This is a genomic window from Roseovarius mucosus (assembly GCF_002080415.1).
GTDB lineage: Bacteria > Pseudomonadota > Alphaproteobacteria > Rhodobacterales > Rhodobacteraceae > Roseovarius > Roseovarius mucosus_A.
Map to the genome: position 1 here is coordinate 527,419 of NZ_CP020474.1, position 19,265 is coordinate 546,683.

The 19,265-nt window shown below is 62.4% G+C and carries 17 protein-coding genes; 4 read left to right on the forward strand and 13 right to left on the reverse strand.

The features are described from left to right. Positions 1–27: 27 nt before the first annotated feature. The 8 genes from ROSMUCSMR3_RS02515 to ROSMUCSMR3_RS02550 all read right to left on the reverse strand — a co-directional run bounded on the left by ROSMUCSMR3_RS02515 (position 28) and on the right by ROSMUCSMR3_RS02550 (position 8,928). Complete coding sequence (locus ROSMUCSMR3_RS02515) at positions 28–543, reverse strand: DUF2478 domain-containing protein (protein ID WP_008283148.1); 516 nt, start codon at positions 541–543, stop codon at positions 28–30. A gap of 16 nt (positions 544–559) precedes the next feature. Beyond that, a complete protein-coding gene (locus ROSMUCSMR3_RS02520; RefSeq protein ID WP_037298960.1) occupies positions 560–2,227 on the reverse strand; it encodes a ribonuclease J in 1,668 nt (555 codons plus the stop codon). Positions 2,228–2,233: 6 nt separating this feature from the next. Then, a complete protein-coding gene (locus ROSMUCSMR3_RS02525; RefSeq protein WP_008283150.1) occupies positions 2,234–3,004 on the reverse strand; it encodes a type III pantothenate kinase in 771 nt (256 codons plus the stop codon). 18 nt (positions 3,005–3,022) lie between these two features. Continuing rightward, positions 3,023–3,781 carry a biotin--[acetyl-CoA-carboxylase] ligase gene (locus ROSMUCSMR3_RS02530; RefSeq protein WP_081506343.1) on the reverse strand — a complete coding sequence of 253 codons (759 nt, stop codon included), beginning with the start codon at positions 3,779–3,781 and terminating at the stop codon, positions 3,023–3,025. A gap of 38 nt (positions 3,782–3,819) precedes the next feature. Then, positions 3,820–5,214: an NADP-dependent phosphogluconate dehydrogenase gene (gene gndA, locus ROSMUCSMR3_RS02535; RefSeq protein WP_081506344.1), complete on the reverse strand. Its 1,395-nt coding sequence runs from the start codon at positions 5,212–5,214 to the stop codon at positions 3,820–3,822. Positions 5,215–5,303: 89 nt separating this feature from the next. Next, a complete protein-coding gene (argF, locus tag ROSMUCSMR3_RS02540; protein ID WP_008283153.1) occupies positions 5,304–6,230 on the reverse strand; it encodes an ornithine carbamoyltransferase in 927 nt (308 codons plus the stop codon). 76 nt (positions 6,231–6,306) lie between these two features. Continuing rightward, positions 6,307–7,482: an aspartate aminotransferase family protein gene (locus ROSMUCSMR3_RS02545; RefSeq protein WP_081508527.1), complete on the reverse strand. Its 1,176-nt coding sequence runs from the start codon at positions 7,480–7,482 to the stop codon at positions 6,307–6,309. 186 nt (positions 7,483–7,668) lie between these two features. Next, positions 7,669–8,928: an MFS transporter gene (locus ROSMUCSMR3_RS02550; protein WP_008283155.1), complete on the reverse strand. Its 1,260-nt coding sequence runs from the start codon at positions 8,926–8,928 to the stop codon at positions 7,669–7,671. Positions 8,929–9,091: 163 nt separating this feature from the next. Between ROSMUCSMR3_RS02550 and ROSMUCSMR3_RS02555 the strand changes: the two genes are divergently transcribed. Genes ROSMUCSMR3_RS02555 through ROSMUCSMR3_RS02565 form a run of 3 tightly spaced genes read left to right on the forward strand, consistent with a single transcriptional unit; the run spans position 9,092 to position 11,384 of the window. Next, positions 9,092–9,985: a DMT family transporter gene (locus ROSMUCSMR3_RS02555; protein ID WP_081506345.1), complete on the forward strand. Its 894-nt coding sequence runs from the start codon at positions 9,092–9,094 to the stop codon at positions 9,983–9,985. 59 nt (positions 9,986–10,044) lie between these two features. Continuing rightward, positions 10,045–10,437: a hypothetical protein gene (locus tag ROSMUCSMR3_RS02560; protein ID WP_081506346.1), complete on the forward strand. Its 393-nt coding sequence runs from the start codon at positions 10,045–10,047 to the stop codon at positions 10,435–10,437. Then, positions 10,434–11,384, forward strand: a complete 951-nt coding sequence (locus ROSMUCSMR3_RS02565) for a sterol desaturase family protein (protein WP_081506347.1) — start codon at positions 10,434–10,436, stop codon at positions 11,382–11,384. The genes ROSMUCSMR3_RS02560 and ROSMUCSMR3_RS02565 overlap by 4 nt, the downstream gene beginning before the upstream one ends. A gap of 106 nt (positions 11,385–11,490) precedes the next feature. On the opposite strand, the gene ROSMUCSMR3_RS02570 is transcribed toward ROSMUCSMR3_RS02565, so the two are convergent. The 4 genes from ROSMUCSMR3_RS02570 to ROSMUCSMR3_RS02590 form a co-directional block, all read right to left on the reverse strand. Beyond that, on the reverse strand, positions 11,491–12,273 hold the full coding sequence (locus ROSMUCSMR3_RS02570; protein WP_081506348.1) for a squalene/phytoene synthase family protein: 783 nt from the start codon (positions 12,271–12,273) through the stop codon (positions 11,491–11,493). Further along, positions 12,270–13,889, reverse strand: coding sequence for a citramalate synthase (gene cimA / locus ROSMUCSMR3_RS02575; RefSeq protein WP_081506349.1), 1,620 nt, complete (start codon positions 13,887–13,889; stop codon positions 12,270–12,272). Before cimA ends, ROSMUCSMR3_RS02570 begins: the two co-directional genes overlap by 4 nt. A 202-nt stretch (positions 13,890–14,091) precedes the next feature. Then, positions 14,092–15,495, reverse strand: a complete 1,404-nt coding sequence (cysS, locus tag ROSMUCSMR3_RS02585; RefSeq protein WP_081506351.1) for a cysteine--tRNA ligase — start codon at positions 15,493–15,495, stop codon at positions 14,092–14,094. Positions 15,496–15,615: 120 nt separating this feature from the next. Then, a complete protein-coding gene (locus tag ROSMUCSMR3_RS02590; protein WP_157667263.1) occupies positions 15,616–15,882 on the reverse strand; it encodes a hypothetical protein in 267 nt (88 codons plus the stop codon). 3 nt (positions 15,883–15,885) lie between these two features. On the opposite strand from ROSMUCSMR3_RS02590, the gene ROSMUCSMR3_RS02595 reads away from it, so the two are divergent. Beyond that, on the forward strand, positions 15,886–17,424 hold the full coding sequence (locus tag ROSMUCSMR3_RS02595; RefSeq protein ID WP_081506353.1) for a trimethylamine methyltransferase family protein: 1,539 nt from the start codon (positions 15,886–15,888) through the stop codon (positions 17,422–17,424). A gap of 131 nt (positions 17,425–17,555) precedes the next feature. On the opposite strand, the gene ROSMUCSMR3_RS02600 is transcribed toward ROSMUCSMR3_RS02595, so the two are convergent. After that, positions 17,556–19,256: a transducer-like protein, TlpC gene (locus tag ROSMUCSMR3_RS02600; protein WP_237183526.1), complete on the reverse strand. Its 1,701-nt coding sequence runs from the start codon at positions 19,254–19,256 to the stop codon at positions 17,556–17,558. Positions 19,257–19,265 lie beyond the last annotated feature (9 nt).

The window sequence follows — 19,265 nt, forward strand, 5'->3', positions numbered from 1 at the left end:
CCCCCGCCCGGTCAATTGCGTTCTAGGTCAGGCACAGGCCTCGCGTGCTGTCCTGTCGAACCAATCGAGAATGTGCACAAGGTCGGGGCTGAGCGCCTCGGCGATCCCGTCGGAAAAGGCAACAAGATGCGGCGCGTTGAGCCGGTTCGCCCCGACCAGAACCGGAACATTCTGGCTCAGCGCCTCGGCGATGAGCGTGCGAAACCCGCGCCCCTCGGCCTCGTGCTTGCCGAATTTGTTGACGATCAGCAAATCACAGCCCTCTGCCAGCCGCGCCTCGGCGGCAGCCACCGCCAGTTCCAGCGCAGATGGATCAAGCCGACAGCCCCGCGCGCCCGGCCCCAGACTTTGCGAAATGCGGATTACCGGCCCATCGGGCAGCACCTCGACATCCATGTCGCAGGGCCGATCCGCGCCGCAATTGGTGTTGACCTGCACCGTGCCACAGAGGCGCAGGCCCCGCGCGCGGGCTGCACGCGCCACGTCATGCAGCAAGAGATCGGTTTCCCCGCGCCCCTCTGCTATGACATAGCCGATCCGCATCTGCACGCCGTCCCGCTTACGCCGTGAGGCGGCTGATGACGACCGTCACCTCGGGCCGCTTGCCGATTTCGGTCTGCGTGCTCTGGCGCGCGGTCCGGCGCAGCCCCTCTTCCAGCTTGTCATCATTGGTCAGCATCTTGGCCCCGGCCCGGCCCATGAACTGCGACAGGTCCTCTTCTAGCACATCGACCAGCGGCGCGTTGGAGCGCCCGGTTTCTGCCAGTCCCATGATCTCGACCCAAGGATCACCCAAGGGTTCATCCTCTTCATCCAGGATGACATTGACCATAACATGACCGTTCAGCGCCATGCGAATACGGTCGCGCACCACGCCATCCATCGCGCCGACCTGCACCGAGCCATCCAGATAGGTGCGCCCGGTCTCGATATATTCAGCCACCTTTGGCGCATTGCCGCTGAGGTCGATCATCATGCCGTTGACCGCCAGCACCCCCTTGAGCCGGTTGGCATTGGCCAGCTTCACATGCTCGCGCAGATGCCGGTGCTCGCCATGCATGGGGATCACCATCTGCGGCTTGATCAGCTTGTGCATCTCATCCAGATCGGGCCGGTTGGCATGGCCCGACACGTGATAGCGGTCATCGCCCTCGATCACATCGACGCCCATCTCGGAAAACTGGTTGATGATCCGGATCACGCCGCGCTCATTGCCCGGAATGGTCTTGGAGGAAAACAGAAACGTATCGCCCTCTTTCAGGGTGATGCCGTTGTATTTGCCATTGGCCAGTTGCGCACTGGCGGCGCGCCGCTCGCCCTGAGAGCCGGTGACGATCAGCATCAGGCTGTCACGCGGGACATTCCCCGCCTCTTCCGGGCTGATGGTCTTGGGAAATCCGGTGAGCACGCCGGTTTCCTGCGCCGCCTCGATCATCCGCTGCATCGCGCGCCCCATCAGGCAGACAGAGCGCCCCGCCCGAACGCCGGCCTCGGCCAGCGATTTCACGCGGGCGACGTTGCTGGCAAATGTGGTGCACACAAACAGCCCCTTGGAGGCCGCGACCAGATCGGTGATCGGGCCGCCCACGGTGCTCTCGGAACGGCCTTCGTGATGGCTGAAGACATTGGTGGAATCGCAAACCAGCGCCTTGACCCCCGGCTCGGACAGGCTGGCCCAGAGATCACGATCAAAGGGTTCGCCGACCACCGGATTGACGTCAATCTTGAAGTCGCCGGTATGCACGATCCGCCCACCGGCGCTGTCGATCACCAGACCAGAGCTTTCGGGGATGGAATGCGAAATCGGCACGAAACCCACAGTAAAGGGACCAGCCTTGACGGTGGCAGGCCAGGTCGAGGCGATATGGACCGCCTTTTCAGGGTTGCCATGTTCCTGCATCTTGCGGCGCGCAATATTGGCGGTAAAGGCGCGGGCATGGATCGGCGCGCCAAGGCGGGCATAGTAATGCGCGACAGCGCCCACGTGATCCTCATGGGCGTGAGTGATGAAAATCGCCTCTAGCTGCCCTTTGCGCGCCTCAAGCCAAGAGATGTCCGGCAGGATCAGATCGACGCCCGGCGTGCCGTCCATATCCGGAAAGGTCACGCCCAGATCGACAAGGATCAGCCGTTCCTTTCCCGGCTTGCCATAGCCGTAGACATAGGCGTTCATACCGATTTCGCCCGCCCCACCGAGGGGCAGGTAGATTAGTCGTTCACTGCTCATGGGGCGTCAGCCCTCCTTGTTATACGCATGGATGACGGTCAGACCGTGCATCGTCAAATTGTCCTCGAACATGTCGAACACGTCCGTGCCCTGCTGGAAGAGAGGTGCCAGCCCACCCGTTGCGATCACCGTCATGGTGCGGCCACGCTCGGCCTTTATTCGGTCACATAGCCCATTGATCAGCCCGACATAACCCCAGAATACACCCGACTGCATGCAATCCACCGTATTGGTGCCGATCACCCGTTCGGGCCGGGTCACGTCAATATGTGGCAGAGCCGCCGCCGCCTCATGTAGGGCTTGCAGCGAAAGATTCACGCCCGGCGCGATCACCCCGCCGATATAGGCCCCATCGCTGTCGACCACGTCAAAGGTGGTCGCGGTGCCAAAATCGACCACGATGAGGTCACCGCCGTAAAGGTCAAACCCCGCCACCGTGTTGACCAGCCGGTCAGGCCCCACCTGCGTGCCCGTATCCACCCGCACATCGACCGGCAGGCGGCACTCGGGCTTGCCCACAACCAATGGGCGGCAATTGAAATAGCGGTCCGAAAAGACCCTCAGGTTGAACACGACCCTTGGCACGGTCGAGGAAATGATCACCCCGCTTATATCGGCCTTTATACCATAGTGATGCAGCAGAGTCTTGAACCAGACGAAATACTGATCAGCCGTGCGCTGATGATCCGTCGCGGTGCGCAGCGTGCACAAAAACGTCTGTCCGTCCCAGATGGAAAACACCGTGTTTGTATTGCCGCAATCAATCGCCAAGAGCATGTGGCCGGTCCCTTTCCGTCAAAAGAACACCTCGGCGGCGGCAATCGCCTGTCGCCCTTGCGCGGTCAATAGAACAAGATTGCCCGCCTCGTCCACCGTCTCGAACCGGCCCTCGTATACCTCGCGCGTGGTGCGGGCGGTGATGACCTCGCCCAAACGCGCTGCCCGTGCCAGCCATGCGGTGCGGATGGGGGCAAACCCATAGGTGACAAACTGCGCCTCGGCCCGCGCATAGGCGGGCGCCAAGAGGTCGAGAAACGCCTCTGGGTCGATCGCGATGCCGGTTTCGGACAAGAGGGAAACGGGGCACAGCGCGCCCGGTTCGACCTCGGACATCTCGGGAGCGCTGTGCAGGTTCACCCCGATGCCGATGGCGAAATGGCTGAGGCTGCCGCCTGCCCCGGCGCTTTCAAGCAGTATTCCCGCCAGCTTGCCACCGTTCAAGAGCACATCATTGGGCCATTTGAGGGCAAAAACCTCGGCCCGGCCCGTTGCCGCCACCAACGCATCAAAAAGCGCCAGCGAGGCCACGAAAGACCGCAGCGCCACGCGGTCCGGGCTCTCGGTCGGGCGCATGACCAGCGTCGCTGCGAAATTGCCCGCCGGATTGGCCCAAGCGCGGCCGCGCCGCCCGCGGGCTGCTGTTTGCTGAAGCGCCAATATCCACTCTGGCCCCGCCAGATGCGGCGCAAGGCGCGCCGCCTCGGCATTGGTGCTGTCCACCGACGCCAGCACACGGCGGCCATAGCCCACGGGCCAGTCCGATCCCTGATCCATCTTTGCTTGCTCCAATTATCAGAAAAAACCGGGTCGCTCTAATCCCACCAAGGGCCGTGATGCAGACCCGCGCGCCCGAGGCGCTCGAATCCGTGACGCCCAAACATATCGCGCTGCGCCTGAATAATATTGGCGCTGCCATGGCCCAGCCGCATGCTGTCATACCAAGCCAGCCCCGCCGAAAGCGCCGGCACCGGGTGGCCACCATGGACCGCACTGCACACGACCTGCCGCAGCGCGGGAAGGCAGCGCGCCAAGGTCTGCGCAATCTCGGGCGCGAGGATCAATTCGCCCTGTGGCAAATCCCGGTCAAACGCGTCTGCGATATCATCCAAAAGCGCGGATCGGATGATGCATCCAGCCCGCCAGATGCGGGCAATGGTTGCCAGATCAAGGCCCCAGCCATAGGCATCCGACGCCGCCGCGAGAATGCGAAACCCTTGGGCATAGGTCAGCAGGCGCGCGGCCAGAAACGCCTCGGCCAGAACCTCGGGCGTGTCATCAAACGCGCCAACAGCGCCGCCAAGGATCGCCTCGGCCCGCTGCCGAGTGGGTTTTTCCGAGGACCAGCCCCGTGCCCCTACCGCCGCCTCGATCATGCTGGCCGATTGCCCCAGACGCAGCGCCTCGATCACGGTCCAGCGCCCGGTGCCTTTTTGACCCGCCGCGTCCTTGATCACATCCACCATGGGATGCCCGGTCTCGGGATCGGTATAGGTCAAGAGCCGCGCCGTGATCTCGACCAAATAGGATTTGAGCGGTCCAAGGTCCCAGGCGGCAAAAAGCGCGCCGATCTCAGCAGGCGGCAGGGCCGCGCCATTGCGCAACAGGCTGTAGATTTCGGCAATGACCTGCATATCGGCATATTCGATGCCATTATGCACCGTCTTGACGAAATGCCCCGCCCCGTCCGGCCCCAGACGCGCGACGCAGGGGATGCCATCATAGCGGGCTGCGATGGCCGTCAAAATCGGTTCCAGCTGCGCCCAGCTATGATCACTGCCGCCCAGCATCATCGAGGGGCCGTGCCGCGCGCCCGCCTCGCCGCCCGAAACACCCAAACCCACGAAATGCAGATCGCGTTCGGCCAATTGCGCAGCGCGGCGGCGGGTGTCGTGGAAATCGGCATTGCCGCCGTCGATCACGGTATCACCGGGGCTGAGCAGCGGGGTGATCTGATCCAGCATGGCATCCATCGGCGCGCCCGAGGGGATCATGAAGAGGATCACGCGGGGGGTGTTCAACGCCGCCACAAACGCCTCGAGCTGCTCATGCGGGTGCAACCGGACCGCAAGATCGCCCGCCTCTGTCATAAAGGGCGCGATCCACTCAACCTCGCGATTGGTCACGGCGACGTCAAACCCGTGCTCGGCGATATTCAGCGCCAAGGCGCTGCCCATGGTGCCCAACCCATAGATGCCAATCTGCGCCATGTGTTCCCCTGCTATCGCTAACAGCCTCAAAACAGGCTAAGCGCTTTGGCGCGGCGATTGCAAGCGCGCAGCACTTGGGCGCGGCGCGCTCAGACCCCGAGACACCAGCGCATCACGGCCTTTTGCGCGTGCAGGCGGTTTTCGGCCTCGTCAAAGATCACCGATTGCGGCCCGTCCATCACCTCGGATGTCACCTCTTCGCCGCGATGCGCAGGCAGGCAATGCATGAAAAGCGCATCAGGTTTGGCCGCCGCCATCAGCTTGTCATTGACCTGATAGGGGCGCAGCATGTTGTGACGCCGCTCTTTGGTGGATTGGCTGTCGTGCATGCTGACCCAGGTATCGGTGACAACCAGATCGGCCCCGTCCACCGCCTTGAACGGGTCGCGCTCGATGGTGATCGTGCTGCCGGCCTTGCGCGCAAGGCCGATGAACTCGGGCTCGGGATCGAGCTGCATCGGGCCGGTAAAGGTCAGGTCGAAACCGAATTGCCCGGCGGCATGCAGCATAGAGGCGCAGACATTATTACCATCCCCCGACCAGACCACCTTTTTGCCTTTGATCGGGCCACGATGTTCTTCATAGGTCAGAATATCGGCCATGATCTGACAGGGATGGGTGCGGTCGGTCAGGCCGTTGATCACCGGCACATCGGCATGTTCGGCCATTTCCAGCAGCACGGATTCGTCAAAGGTGCGGATCATGATCAGATCGACATAGCGGCTCATGACGCGGGCGGTGTCGGCAATGGTCTCGCCATGGCCCAATTGCATATCAGCCCCCGAAAGCACCATGCTCTGACCGCCCATCTGCCGCACGCCCATGTCAAAGGAAACGCGGGTCCGCGTAGAGGGTTTTTCAAAGATAAGCGCCACCATGCGCCCCGCGAGCGGCTGATCATCATCCGGTGTGCCGCGCGGGCGACCCTGCCGCGCCTCTTTCATGCGGCGGGCTTGGTCAATCATCGCCCGCAGGTCGGTCTCGGTGGTTTTGTGAATATCAAGAAAATGGGTCATGGTCGGATCGCTTTTCGGTGGGAGGTTCGGTGGGGGCCAACCCCCACACCCCCGGAGTATTTCGGGAACGATGAAATTACGCAGTCTCTAGCGCGGTTGCCGCCGCATCAAGGCGCGTCACAGCCTCGGAGATTTCATCATCGGTGATGGTCAGGGGCGGCAGCAGGCGCAGCACATTGTCGGCGGCGGGAACGGTCGCGACAAGGGCCGCATAACCGGCCTGCACCACCTCGGTATTGGGCACCTTGCACTTGAGACCGAGCATAAGGCCCATGCCGCGCACGGCCTCGAACACGGTCGGATGCGCCGCCACCAGACCTTCGAGCCGCTGGCGCAGGAACGCGGCCTTGCGGTTGACCTCGGCCAGAAATTCAGGCGTCGCAATCTCGGCCATCACGGCACAGCCCACCGCGCAGCCCAGAGGGTTGCCGCCATAGGTCGAGCCATGGGTGCCCGCCGTCATGCCCGATGCGGCATGCTCGGTGGCCAGAACAGCCCCGAGAGGAAAGCCGCCTCCGATGCCTTTGGCAACCATCATGATGTCTGGCGTCACCCCTGCCCATTCATGGGCAAAAAGCCGCCCCGTGCGCCCCACACCACATTGCACCTCGTCGAGGATGAGCAGGATGCCGCGTTCATCACAAAGGGCGCGCAGCCCCTTGAGACATTGATCCGGCAGCGGGCGGATGCCACCCTCGCCCTGTACCGGCTCGATCAGGATGGCGGCGGTATGATCGTCAATCGCGGCATGCAACCCATCGTGATCGCCCCAAGCCACATGTTTGAAGCCGGGGAGGAGCGGGCCAAAGCCCTTGGTCATTTTCTCTGACCCCGCCGCCGCAATTCCCGCCGAGGACCGGCCATGGAAGGACCCCTCGAAGGCGATGATATCCGTGCGCTCCGGCTGGCCCGCCTCGTAAAAGTGCTTGCGCGCCATTTTGACCGCCAATTCGCACGCCTCGGTGCCGGAATTGGTGAAAAAAACCGTATCGGCAAAGGTGGCGGCGACAAGACGGTCGGCCAGCTCTTGCTGGGCGGGAATCTGGTAAAGGTTCGAAGTATGCCAGAGCGCCTCTGCCTGTTTGGTCAGGGCCGCCACCAGCTTGGGATGCGCATGCCCCAATGCATTGACCGCGATGCCCGCGCCCAGATCGAGAAAACGTCGCCCGTCCGCCTCGATGAGCCAAGCCCCCTCGCCCTTGACGAAAGAGAGCGGCGCACGGTTATAGGTTGGCAGGATCGAAGGGATCATGGCGGTTTCCTTGTCAAACAGGCCCTTTGAGTGCCGCATGGGCGGGGCCGAGTCAATCATTTGGAGATTTGTCATTTGGCGGGTTGGCGCAGCAAAGCGCCGGGATCACGACCGAAAGGGTCGTCAGACGCGGTCGCGTCGACGTCGCAAACAGGAATATGTGGTTTGCGTGATCATGGCCGCGCTCTAGCCGGTTTTGCGTGTCAGGGGAAGCGAAATGTCAAGCTTTGGTCCCGGCTCGATCGCCACACGTGCCGCGCCAAGGCGCGGGTGCAGTTGCCGCGCCAGATGCCAGCACCCCACGAGTGCCACACCCGTGACCGCAAAAATCCCCGGCAAGGGCGCCACCAGCAGCACAAGCCACGCCGCCCCCGGCGTAAGAATGCCCGAAACATCGCGGAAACTGGCGTAGATCGCCGACATCTCGGTGCGCTCGGATGGCTTGACCGCCATCAGAAACGGCAATCCCGCAGAGACATCAAGCAACACCAGAAAGACCGAGGCGACGGCAAGGCTTGCCACTGTGACCCATGGCAGACCGCTCAGGATCGCCGCAAAGACAAACAGCAGCCCAGACACAAGAAAGCCCGCCCGCACGGCGTGGCGGATAGACCGCCGCTGCATCCAGCGCAGCATGAAGGGCGTGAGAAACAGCATGCCATTCGAGGCTGACAGCAACATACCACCCAGATCCTCGCCCAAGCCCTGCTGAACGGCAAAGATCGGCAGATAGACCACATAGGCCCACCACCCGCAGGAGCGGATGACCGCAAATATCCACCCTGCCACCAGCCGGGGCTGGGCAAAGAACCGGGGCATCCATGCCAACGGGTTGGGGGCCGGACGGCGGGCGCGCGTGATCAGTTTGCCATTGCCAAGCCGCAGGTAAAGAAAAAGCGCCATCATGCTCAGCGCCGCCAACGCCGCGATCATGAACGGCAATGGCCGCCAAATCCCCAAGAGCGTCACGCCAAGGAATGGCCCCACCGTCCAGCCCAGCGCGCTGTAAAACATGCGCGAGGTCTCGCACCGGCCCAGATCGGACTTGGCAATGAAATCGAGCACATAGGCATTGAAGCAGACAAAGACCGTGACTGTGGCCGCCGTGATCATTGCCAGCGCCGCGATCATGCCCAGCGCCCCACCCTGCGCGCCCATCGCAGCCCCGCCCGCGAACATCGCGCAGCCGGTCACATAGATCCAGCGCCGTGGCATGAACCGCGACACAAAGGGCACCATCAGGCCCGTGGCCAGCGACAAAAGGCCAACCATGAAATAGATCTCAGAGACAAGCGCCGCATCGCGGAGCGCGCGATACATCTCAAGCGGCATGACCGAAATCAGGATGCCGCGCGCCATCGCCTCGGTGCCCGCCAAGGTGGCAAAGCCGCGCACAGAGGGCGTGGGGGCGTGGCGGAGCCATTCGGGAATGCGGCGCTGGTGCATGGAGTCGTTCCGATTTTTCGTAAGACTGATCACGGATGCGCAACGCGTGATTGGCAAACGACGACATCCTGTCGTTTTTGTCTCGCCGCTTGAAAACTTTCTTGAGGCGGCCCCCTGAAACGGTGACTTGCGGCCAGCGCAGCAAGCGGGCAATGCTGCGGCGATGTTCATACCCCGCGCCTCGAATCCGGGCCTCGCGGCCCTTCTGACCGTGTTGGCCGCTGCCTTGCTGGCGGGCACCACGCTTTTGGCCAAGGCGCTGGGCACCGACACGCTTGGCCCGCCGCTGCATCCGCTACAGATTAGCCATGGGCGGTTTCTTTTTGCCTTGCTGGCGATTTCCGTCACGGTCGCGCTGGTTCGGCCACGCTTTACGCGCCCGGATCTGCGCACCCATGTCAAACGCTCGGGCCTCGGCTGGGGCGGTGTGACCCTGATGTTCGCGGCGGCCGCCTATATCCCGCTGTCCGACGCCACGGCGATCAGCTTTCTCAACCCGGTGCTTGGCATGATCCTCGCCATTCCGCTCTTGGGCGAGCGTGTCGGACCGGTGCGATGGGCGGCGGCGGTGATCGCCCTGACGGGGGCCGCAATCCTGATCCGTCCCGGCAGTGGCGTGGTTGAAACCGGCGCATTGCTTGCACTTGGCGCAGCGCTCTGTCTTGGGGCAGAGCTGATTTTCCTCAAGCGCCTCTCGGGGCGCGAAGGGCCTTGGCAGATCTTGCTTGTGAACAACGCGATTGGCCTCAGCATCGCGACGCTGGCGGTGATCTGGGTCTGGGCACCGCCAACCCCCGCCCAATGGGCAGCCCTTGCCGCGCTCGGCGTCCTTATGGCGCTGGCGCAGATGGCCTTCGTCAATGCCATGGCGCGGGGCGATGCCAGCTATGTCGCCCCGTTCTTTTATACGGCGCTGATCTTTGCCGGGCTTTATGACGGGCTGGTGTTCGGGGTTTGGCCCGACATCACCTCGATCACCGGTGCGGCGGTGATCCTCTGCGGGGCGGGGTTGCTGATCTGGCGCGAAGGGCGGCGGCGGCGCGTGCCGGTGACGTAACGCCGCCTTTGACAAATAGCCCCCAGCTTGGCCTAGATACCGATCAAGGGAGAGGGCTCATGCCACTGATCATTCTGTTGCCGATGGTCATTTTGGGCATCGCGGGCGTCGCGGTGCTTTTGCATGTTCTGGGCTTGTCGCGTCGGGCTATCCTGGCGGATGATGCGGCGGCACGAGCGGCATGGCTGCGCGAATTTCCCGAAGACACACCCAAGCGCATCCGACGGTGCCACACGCACAACGCCGCGCTGATCGAGACAGCCCGCGGCCTTGGCGTGGTCTGGCCAATGGGCGCAGACACCACCGCCCGCTATCTGAAGGGTGCGCGGGTTCGGCAGGGCAAATCCGGCCTTACGCTTGATTTGCCCGACTATACCGCCCCCCGAATTCACCTCAGACTGTCCCCCGATGAAGCCAAGACTTGGCACAGACTATTGGAGTCTTGCGCATGACCGATGCACTGACCTATCCCGACGTGGTCACCTGGGCTGTGCCGTTCTTTATCGCGGCGATCCTTGCAGAGCTCTTGTGGATCGTGATCCGGGGGCGTGGCGGCCGCTATGAGACGCGCGATGCGCTAACCTCGCTCTTGATGGGGGCGGGCAATGTGGCCGAAGGCATCGTGCTGGGGTTTGTCGCCTATGGGTTTTTCATGGTGCTGTGGCAGATCACGCCGCTTGATCTGGGGCATTCGATCTGGGTGATCCTGCTCTGCTTTGTGCTTGATGATCTGCGGTACTACTGGGTGCATCGGTTCGGGCATCGCATCCGCTGGGTCTGGGCAAGCCACGTCAATCACCACTCGTCGCAGCATTACAACCTGACCACGGCGCTGCGGCAAACATGGACCGGCACCTTTACCTTTATGATGATCGTGCGCGCGGCCCTGATCCTGTTGGGCTTTCACCCGGCCATGGTGCTTTTCGTGGGGGGGCTCAATCTCATCTATCAATTCTGGATCCACACCGAGGCGATCGGCCGCCTGCCCCGCTGGGTCGAGGCGGTGATGAACACGCCCTCGCATCACCGGGTTCATCATGGGCGCAATCCGCGCTACCTTGATTGCAACTATGCCGGGGTTTTCATTATCTGGGACAAGATGTTTGGCACCTTCGTGCCGGAACTTGACCGGGAAAAAGTGGATTACGGCCTTGTCCACAACCTTGGCACCTTTAACCCGCTGCGGGTGGCCCTGCACGAGTGGATCGGCATCTGGCGCGATGCAACGCAACCGGGGCTGACATGGCGCGAGCGGTTGAACTATTGCCTCATGCCCCCCGGCTGGAGCCATGACAACAGCCGGGGCACATCCCAGACCATCAAGGCGCGCTATCTGGCCACCCATCCCGAAGAGGCGGGCACGCCGGGGCTGCCATCCCCGGGAACCCCCATTCGTTAGGCGTGTTCGCCGTCGCCCAGTGGTACGATTTTGACCGAACGCTCGAAAATCGCGAGGGTACAGCCGCGATTGGCCCGCAAATGCGCCCGCTCTTGGCCTGATCCGCCTACCAGCGCCCCGACAGAGCGCGCACCATCAGGCTCAGGCGCGCGCGCGCCGGTGCCACCGCAAGCCGTCCTTCAGCCACTGCGCGCGGATCACGCGCCGCTTGTCGCAGCAGCGGCCCCGCCAGCCAAAGCGGCAAGAATGCCGCCCCCGCCATGTGGGACACCTGCCCGCGCGCCCTGCGCGCCCGGCGCAGGCGCACCAACCCATCCTTGGCCAAGGCTTGCACCGCCTCGGGGCGACCATCCACCAAAGGCTTGCGGCCCGCCGCCTCGAGCGCCGGAATGGCCCGAAACCAATTGGCAAGGCCCAGCGCATAGCCCGCATTCCGCGCCACCTCGGGCGCAGCAGGGCCAAGCGCCCGTACTGCGGCTTGCATGAGATTGCCCGAGGTGGTCTCGATATACTGCGTGAACTGGGCTGCATCCTCAAAGGGATCACGCGCGATATCCCATCGCCGCGCCTCGACCAGATCCGCCAGCAGCGCGGCACCGGGCGCGTCGAGCACATGCGCCAAGGGTGTCACCACCTCGTGCCGCCGCACCAGACCGCCCGCCGCGATTTCGTCCAAGGCATCGGCCCACCATTGCAGCCGCATCTCGGCGATCATCGGCTCTTGCGTGACCCAAGGCGCGCGCGCCACCTCGAGGTTGAACGCATAGACCGGGAACAGCACCGCACGTGCCGCCACCGGCGCCGCCATTGCGGCCATGAAGCGGTCAGGATCAGCGCGGCGCACCAGATCGGCGCAGGCGGTCAAATCCGCGTCAAACCGTTGGCTCACGCCGCGCCCTGCCGGTGCAAAAGCTTCCAGTTGATCGCATCGAGCAGCGCCTCGAAACTGGCGTCCACGATATTGGGGCTGACCCCCACCGTGGACCAGCGCCGCCCCTGCCCATCCTCGCTGTCGATGATGACGCGCGTTGCGGCCTCGGTGCCGCCTTGGGTGATCCGCACCTTGAAATCCACCAGCCGCATATCGTCGATCTGACCCTGATAGCGGCCCAGATCCTTGGCCAGCGCCTTGGCCAGCGCGTTGACCGGCCCCCGGTCGCAGCCGTGATCATCCATCGACTCGGATACCGAGAGCTTCTTGTCGCCGTCCACCTTGACCACAACCACCGCCTCGGACAGGCTGACCATGCGGTCATACTTGTTCTTGCGGCGCTCTACCGTCACCTTGTAGCGCTTGACCTCGAAGAAGGCGGGCATCTGGCCCAGTTCCTTGCGCGCGAGGATCTCGAAACTCGCCTGCGCGCTGTCATAGGTATAGCCCTCTTCCTCGCGCGCCTTGATTGTCTCCAAGAGGCGTGCCAATGCCGGATCGCCCGGCTCCACCACAATCCCCGCCTCGCTCAGACGCTGGCGCAGGTTCGATTGCCCGGCCTGATTGGACATCGGGATGATGCGCTGATTGCCGACGCAGGCGGGATCGACATGCTCATAGGTCGAGGGATCTTTGAGGATGGCACTGGCATGCAGCCCCGCCTTGTGGGCAAAGGCCGAGGCCCCCACATAGGCCGCCTGCCGCAGAGGCACGCGGTTGAGGATTTCGTCCAACTGTCGGCTGATCGCGGTGAGGCTGCGCAATCCCTCAAGGCTTACCCCGGTCTCATACCGGCTGGCATATGGCTCTTTGAGCAGCAACGTCGGGATCAGCGTGGTGAGGTTGGCATTGCCGCACCGCTCGCCCAGACCATTGAGCGTGCCTTGTATCTGCCGCACGCCCGCATCCACCGCCGCAAGGCTGCCCGCCACCGCATTGCCGGTGTCGTCATGAGTGTGAATGCCCAGGCGGTCGCCGGGAATGCCCGCCGCGATCACCTCAGAGACAATCCGCCCAATCTGCGGCGGCAGCGTGCCACCATTGGTATCGCAGAGCACGATCCAGCGCGCCCCTGCCTCTAGCGCGGCGCGCAGACATTCCAGCGCATAGGCGGGGTTGGCGGTATAGCCGTCAAAGAAATGCTCGGCATCAAAGAGCGCCTCGCGCCCCTCAGCGACCAGATGGGCGATGGATTTGGCGATGTTGTCGGTGTTATCCGCAAGGCCGATGCCAAGGGCGGCGGTGACGTGAAAATCATGCGTCTTGCCCACAAGGCAGACGGCGGAGGTGCCCGCGTTCAGCACAGCGGCCAGCACATCATCGTTTTCCGCCGACCGCCCGGCGCGTTTGGTCATGCCAAAGGCGGTCATCGTGGCGCGCGTTTTCGGGGCGTCGTCGAAAAACGCGCTGTCGGTGGGATTGGCCCCCGGCCAGCCGCCCTCGATGTAATCCACGCCAAGGCGGTCAAGCGCTTGGGCGATCTGGATTTTCTCCTGCGTGGCAAAGCTCACGCCCTGCGTCTGCTGCCCGTCACGCAGGGTGGTGTCGTAGAGGTAGAGGCGGTCCTTGGTCATTCAGCACCCCCGCGCGGAATCAAGGCACCGCAGGTGCCGCCGCGCAGCGCCCGACCGCCCCCCCGGGCGGGCGCTTTTGCAACGTCGCACATTGCGCGACCGTTCAAGTATTTGGCACCATAAAGCGCCGACCACAGCCGTTGCAGCGCCCCCCCGGCGGTCGGGCACCGCGCGGCTTGTAGGTCGTGTGCGGAACGGCGCATCACTTCAACGCCTCCAGCTTGGCGGGGTCGAAGTTGGGACCGGGAATGAGATCTACACCGTCTTTCGTCATGCGAACTTCGACGCCTGCATCGGTGAGGGCGGATTTCAGCGCATCAACGATGGTGAAGTCTTTGGTCTGCTTAGCTTTCATGCGCTCTTTATCAAGCGTAAGTGAAAGATCGGACAGATCATCGGCATGCTGGGCAATCCAATCCCCCATCCCGTCCTCAAGTAATCCAAGCATCCGTGCTGTAGCCAAAAAACTCCCAGGCGTTACTGTACCTTCCGGAGTATCTATACCGAGTTCAATCGCTCGCGCCATGGCGCGAAGACGTTGGATGACGCCATGCGTGTTTAGATCATCATAAAGCGGTGCGAGTTCAATTTCTTGAACTTGTCCAGTTTCAGCACCTTGAACTAATCCCCGCCATTTTCTTAGAGTCTTCTCTGCCTCTTCGGCCTTCTCCGCCGTCCAATCCATCGGCTTGCGGTAATGCGTGCTCAGGAACACAAACCGGATCACCTCGCCCGGTATCCCCTGATCCAGCAAATCCCGCACGGTAAAGAAATTGCCCAAAGACTTGGACATCTTCTTGCCCTCGACCTGCAGCATCTCGTTATGCAGCCAGACCTTCGCGAATTCTCCCTCGGGGTGCGCGCAGCAGCTTTGCGCGATCTCGTTTTCGTGGTGCGGGAACATCAAATCATTGCCGCCGCCGTGAATATCGAAACTCTCGCCCAAAAGCTCATGCGCCATGGCAGAGCATTCGATATGCCAGCCCGGTCGTCCGCGCCCCCAAGGGCTGTCCCATCCCGGCAAATCATCGCTCGACGGCTTCCAGAGAACGAAATCCATCGGGTTGCGCTTATAGGGGGCCACCTCAACCCGTGCGCCCGCGATCATGTCATCGACCGAGCGGCCCGACAGCTTGCCATATCCCTCGCGCCAGCTATCGACGGCGAAAAGAACATGGCCTTCCGCCTCATAGGCATGGCCCTTGGCGATCAACCCTTCGATCATCGCCACCATCTGCGGAATATACTGCGTGGCGCGCGGCATGTGGTCTGGCTCCAGCGCGCCCAAGGCCGCCATATCGTCGAGAAACCATTGCGTTGTTTCCGCCGTGATCTCGCCAATCGAGCGTCCGCTTTCAGCGGCCCGCGCGTTGATCTTGTCGTCCACATCGGTGAAGTTGCGCACATAGGTCACATGCTCGGCCCCGTAGACATGCCGCAGCAAACGGTAAAGCACGTCAAAGACCACGACGGGCCGCGCATTGCCCAGATGCGCCCGGTCATAGACCGTCGGCCCACAGACATACATGCGCACGTTATCCTTATCGAGAGGCGTGAATTCCTCTTTCCGACGGGTTCGGGTGTTGTGCAGCTTGATCGGTGTCATCTTGTCCTCGCGCGCGGTCCCGCGGCGGGCTTAGCAACTTCGTGATCGCTTGGAAACACAAGACCGGCCCGCCCGAGAAAACTCAGGTGTAAATGCAGCAGATAATACAGGGGGCGGTGCTCATACCCCCTCGTAGCCCCGGCCCTTGCCCCCGTCAAGCGCGACGATCGAGGTCGCATTTGCGACACGCGTCGGATTTGGAACAGACAGGCCAGCCAGAATCATATGCTCTTTGACTATCTGTTGGAGAATATCATGCACCCACGCAGCAAGATCGCGCTCGTTGTCCGCACCATCGGTGCGGAGCGGGGCCGTGCCGCGCGCGGTGGCCCAATGGCGGCCTGAGCAGAGCAAAACCAGCCCGTTCTTTTCCAGCAGGATACCCAAGACATGACCGATACAATTACGCGCCGCGCCGGTGGCCGCGCTGCCCGCCGTGAGGCCCGTTCCAACCCGCTCGCCGCCAATCTGCGCCCCGTCCATCCGGGCCAAGAGGGCGGCACCTATCACCCGCTGAGCAAGGCGCAGATGGACCGCATCCACCACGCCGTGCTGGATGCGCTGGAACAGATCGGCCTTGCCGATGCGCCCCCCTCAGGCGTGGCCTATCTGACAGGGGCCGGCGCGATCCTTGGCTCTGACGGGCGTATCCGGTTCCCACGGGCGCTGATTGAGGACACGATTGCCAAGGCCAACCGCGAGATCACGCTCTTTGGCCGCGATCCGCGCCACGATATGCTGTTGCAGGGCAACCGCGTGCATTACGGCACCGCCGGGGCGGCGGTGCATGTGGTCGAGGTCAACACCCGCACCTACCGCGAAAGCACCGTGCAAGACCTGCATGATGCGGCGCGCATCGCGGACCAACTCGACAATATCCATTTCGTACAGCGCCCCATGGTTTGCCGCGATATCGTCGACAACCGCGAGATGGACCTCAACACGCTCTATGCCTGCTGTGCGGGCACCACGAAGCACGTCGGCACCTCCTTTACCGAGCCGGGATTTGTCGCCGATGCGATCGAGATGTTGCATCTGATCGCAGGCGGTGAGGATAAATGGCGCGAGCGGCCTTTTGTCAGCAACTCCAACTGCTTTGTCGTACCGCCGATGAAATTCGCCACAGAATCCTGTCTGGTGATGGAGGAGTGTATCCGCTTGGGCATGCCGGTGCTGCTTCTCTCGGCCGGTCAGGCCGGGGCCACCGCCCCTGCCCCGATTGCCGGGGCGATCGTGCAGGCAACGGCGGAATGTCTGGCGGGCCTCGTCTATGTGAATGCGGTCAAGCCGGGGTTTCCGGCGATTTTCGGCACCTGGCCCTTTGTCAGCGATCTGCGCACGGGTGCGATGTCCGGGGGATCGGGCGAACAGGCGCTGCTGACGGCAGGCTGCGCGCAGATGCACAAGTATTACGGCCTTCCCGGTGGCGCGGCGGCGGGCATCGCCGATGCGAAATTGCCCGACATGCAGGCAGGCTGGGAACAGGCAACCTCGAATGTCATGGCAGGCCTTTCGGGCCTGAACATGGTCTATGAGGCGGCGGGCATGCATGCCTCTTTGCTGGGGTTCTGCCTTGAATCGCTGATCCTTGGCGATGACCTTATTGGTCAGGCGCTGCGCTGCACGCGCGGCATCGAAGTGGACGAGGACACGCTCAGCCTTGAGGTGATCCGCGCCACCTGCATCGGTGGCCCCGGTCATTACCTTGGCGCGGAGCAAACGCTGGGGCGGATGCAGACGGATTATCTTTATCCCTGCATCGCCAACCGCTCGTCGCCCAAGGAGTGGGACGAGTTGGGCAAGCCCGACCTGATCGCCAAAGCCACGGAAAAGAAGCTGAAGATCCTGTCGGAACGGGCGGCTGCCCGGTTTGATCCGGTGACGGACGCGGCCATTCGCGAACGGTTCAAGATCCACCTTCCCGCTTGAGAAGTGCCCTGTAGGCCACTGAATAAACAGCAAAAACGCGCGCATCGTCGGATTGCGCGCGTTTTAACTTTGTGCTGAACCATGGGGGCTGGGCGCGGATATCGCGTCAGGCAGCGCGCCGCCCATCACCCTCAAAAGAAGATATCCGCCAATTCGTCTCCGGGGGCTTGCACCGCGATTTCGGATGCGGAGGCAGGTGTTGCCTCACCTTCGAAAATGCGGTCGTGGATCTCGCGCTCGGCATCCATCGTGTAAATCGCGTAAAGCTGGCTTAACCGATCCTGTTCAGAGGGCTGCACGTCATACCGGCTTTGATCCGCATTTTCATTTGAAATCAAACCATTGAGGCCTGTAATGAAAGTGCCGAGCTCTGCCTTGGCCGCGACCAGCGACGATAGCGATGTCTCGCTCGCGTGAAGCGCGATCTTGAGCGCGTCGCCCTTGATGGCACAGCCCTGTTTGGTCGCAAGAACCGCCTGATCCGTGGCATTCAGCCGCTCGGAAATATCCTGCGCAAATCCCACTGTGCGAGACATTTTGTCATCCGCTGACGACACATCGGGCATGGTCGTGGCAGCAAGCGCGCGCGTCGTTGTGGCGATCTGGTCAAAAATCTCGTTGGATATCTTGGTCAGCGACAAGACCTGACGCGAGAGTTCCTGAAGCGCGCCCGCCTCTGAACCCATGTTGCAACACACAATGAATGTATTGAGGCCAAGCATCCGAATATGATGATCGAGCAGCCCCATTTCAGCCGCGATGGTCTGGATCGACCCGATATGATCCTGTGTGGTTCGGCCAATCCGGTGCAGAACATCCAGATTTGACTGGCTGGATTGCAGCGCGCTCGACAGCCGGTTGGCACAGGTGATCATCGCCGAAACCCGCTTTCTCTGGGTGTCATTGGGATCAAGATAGACCTGTTCCGCCGCCCCGAGAACCTGATCGGATTTCCGACGTATGGCAGCAAGCCGCAGCAGAACAGACGCGACATCGCGCGCCATTTCATCCCGACTTGCCTCGGCCTGACAAATTGCCAGATAGCCCAGCCCATCGCTTGCCTCTAGCCGCTCTTGGGCCAGAGCAGCCCCAAGAGAGGCGCGGGCGATCACCTCGACATGCTCCAGCCGCTGGCGAACAGAGTCACCTGTCTGAAGTTCACCGACGATGGCAGAGATTTCTGCAAAGATGTCCCGCATCCCGGCTTCGATTACAGCATTGCCCGTGGCCAATTCATGCCGGTCCAGTTGAATTTCGCTGATTTGCGCCTCGAGACCATCAAGCGCCGGCATGACCCTATCCTTCATATCCCGCGAGAGGTTCAAAGAGATCAGATCAAGATCCGCCATCTCGACCTCGATGATCTCGATATGGGCTTGCAGGGATTTGAGTTGCTCGTCAGCAGAGGCCGCGATGCGGGCCAGCTCGATCGAGAATTCGTCAATCTTGGATTCCTGCCTTGTCAGCGATTTCCCCAATATCCGCGAAATCGGGGCCGAGGCAGACATCGTGCGAATAACCACGGACAGATGGCTGACATTGCTCTGGATTTTGCGGATACCCGCACGCAGGGTTTCGGCCATCTGGACAAAGGCCTGCACATCCCCGCTGATCTCTGCACTGTGCTCGACAGAGTTCAGGCAGAGCATCCGCAGCGTCTGGGTCTCTTCCGGGCCCAACACCACGCTGAGCCGCGCGAGCACCTCGCGCAGTTGCATAAGGTCCTCCACGCTTGTCCCAAGCCCCTGCCCGGCCCGTAGAAAGATCGCCTCGATAGTGCCCGTCGCCTTGCGGAGACAGTCGATATAGGCGTTAGACAACAGGGTTCGCATGGCAGGATT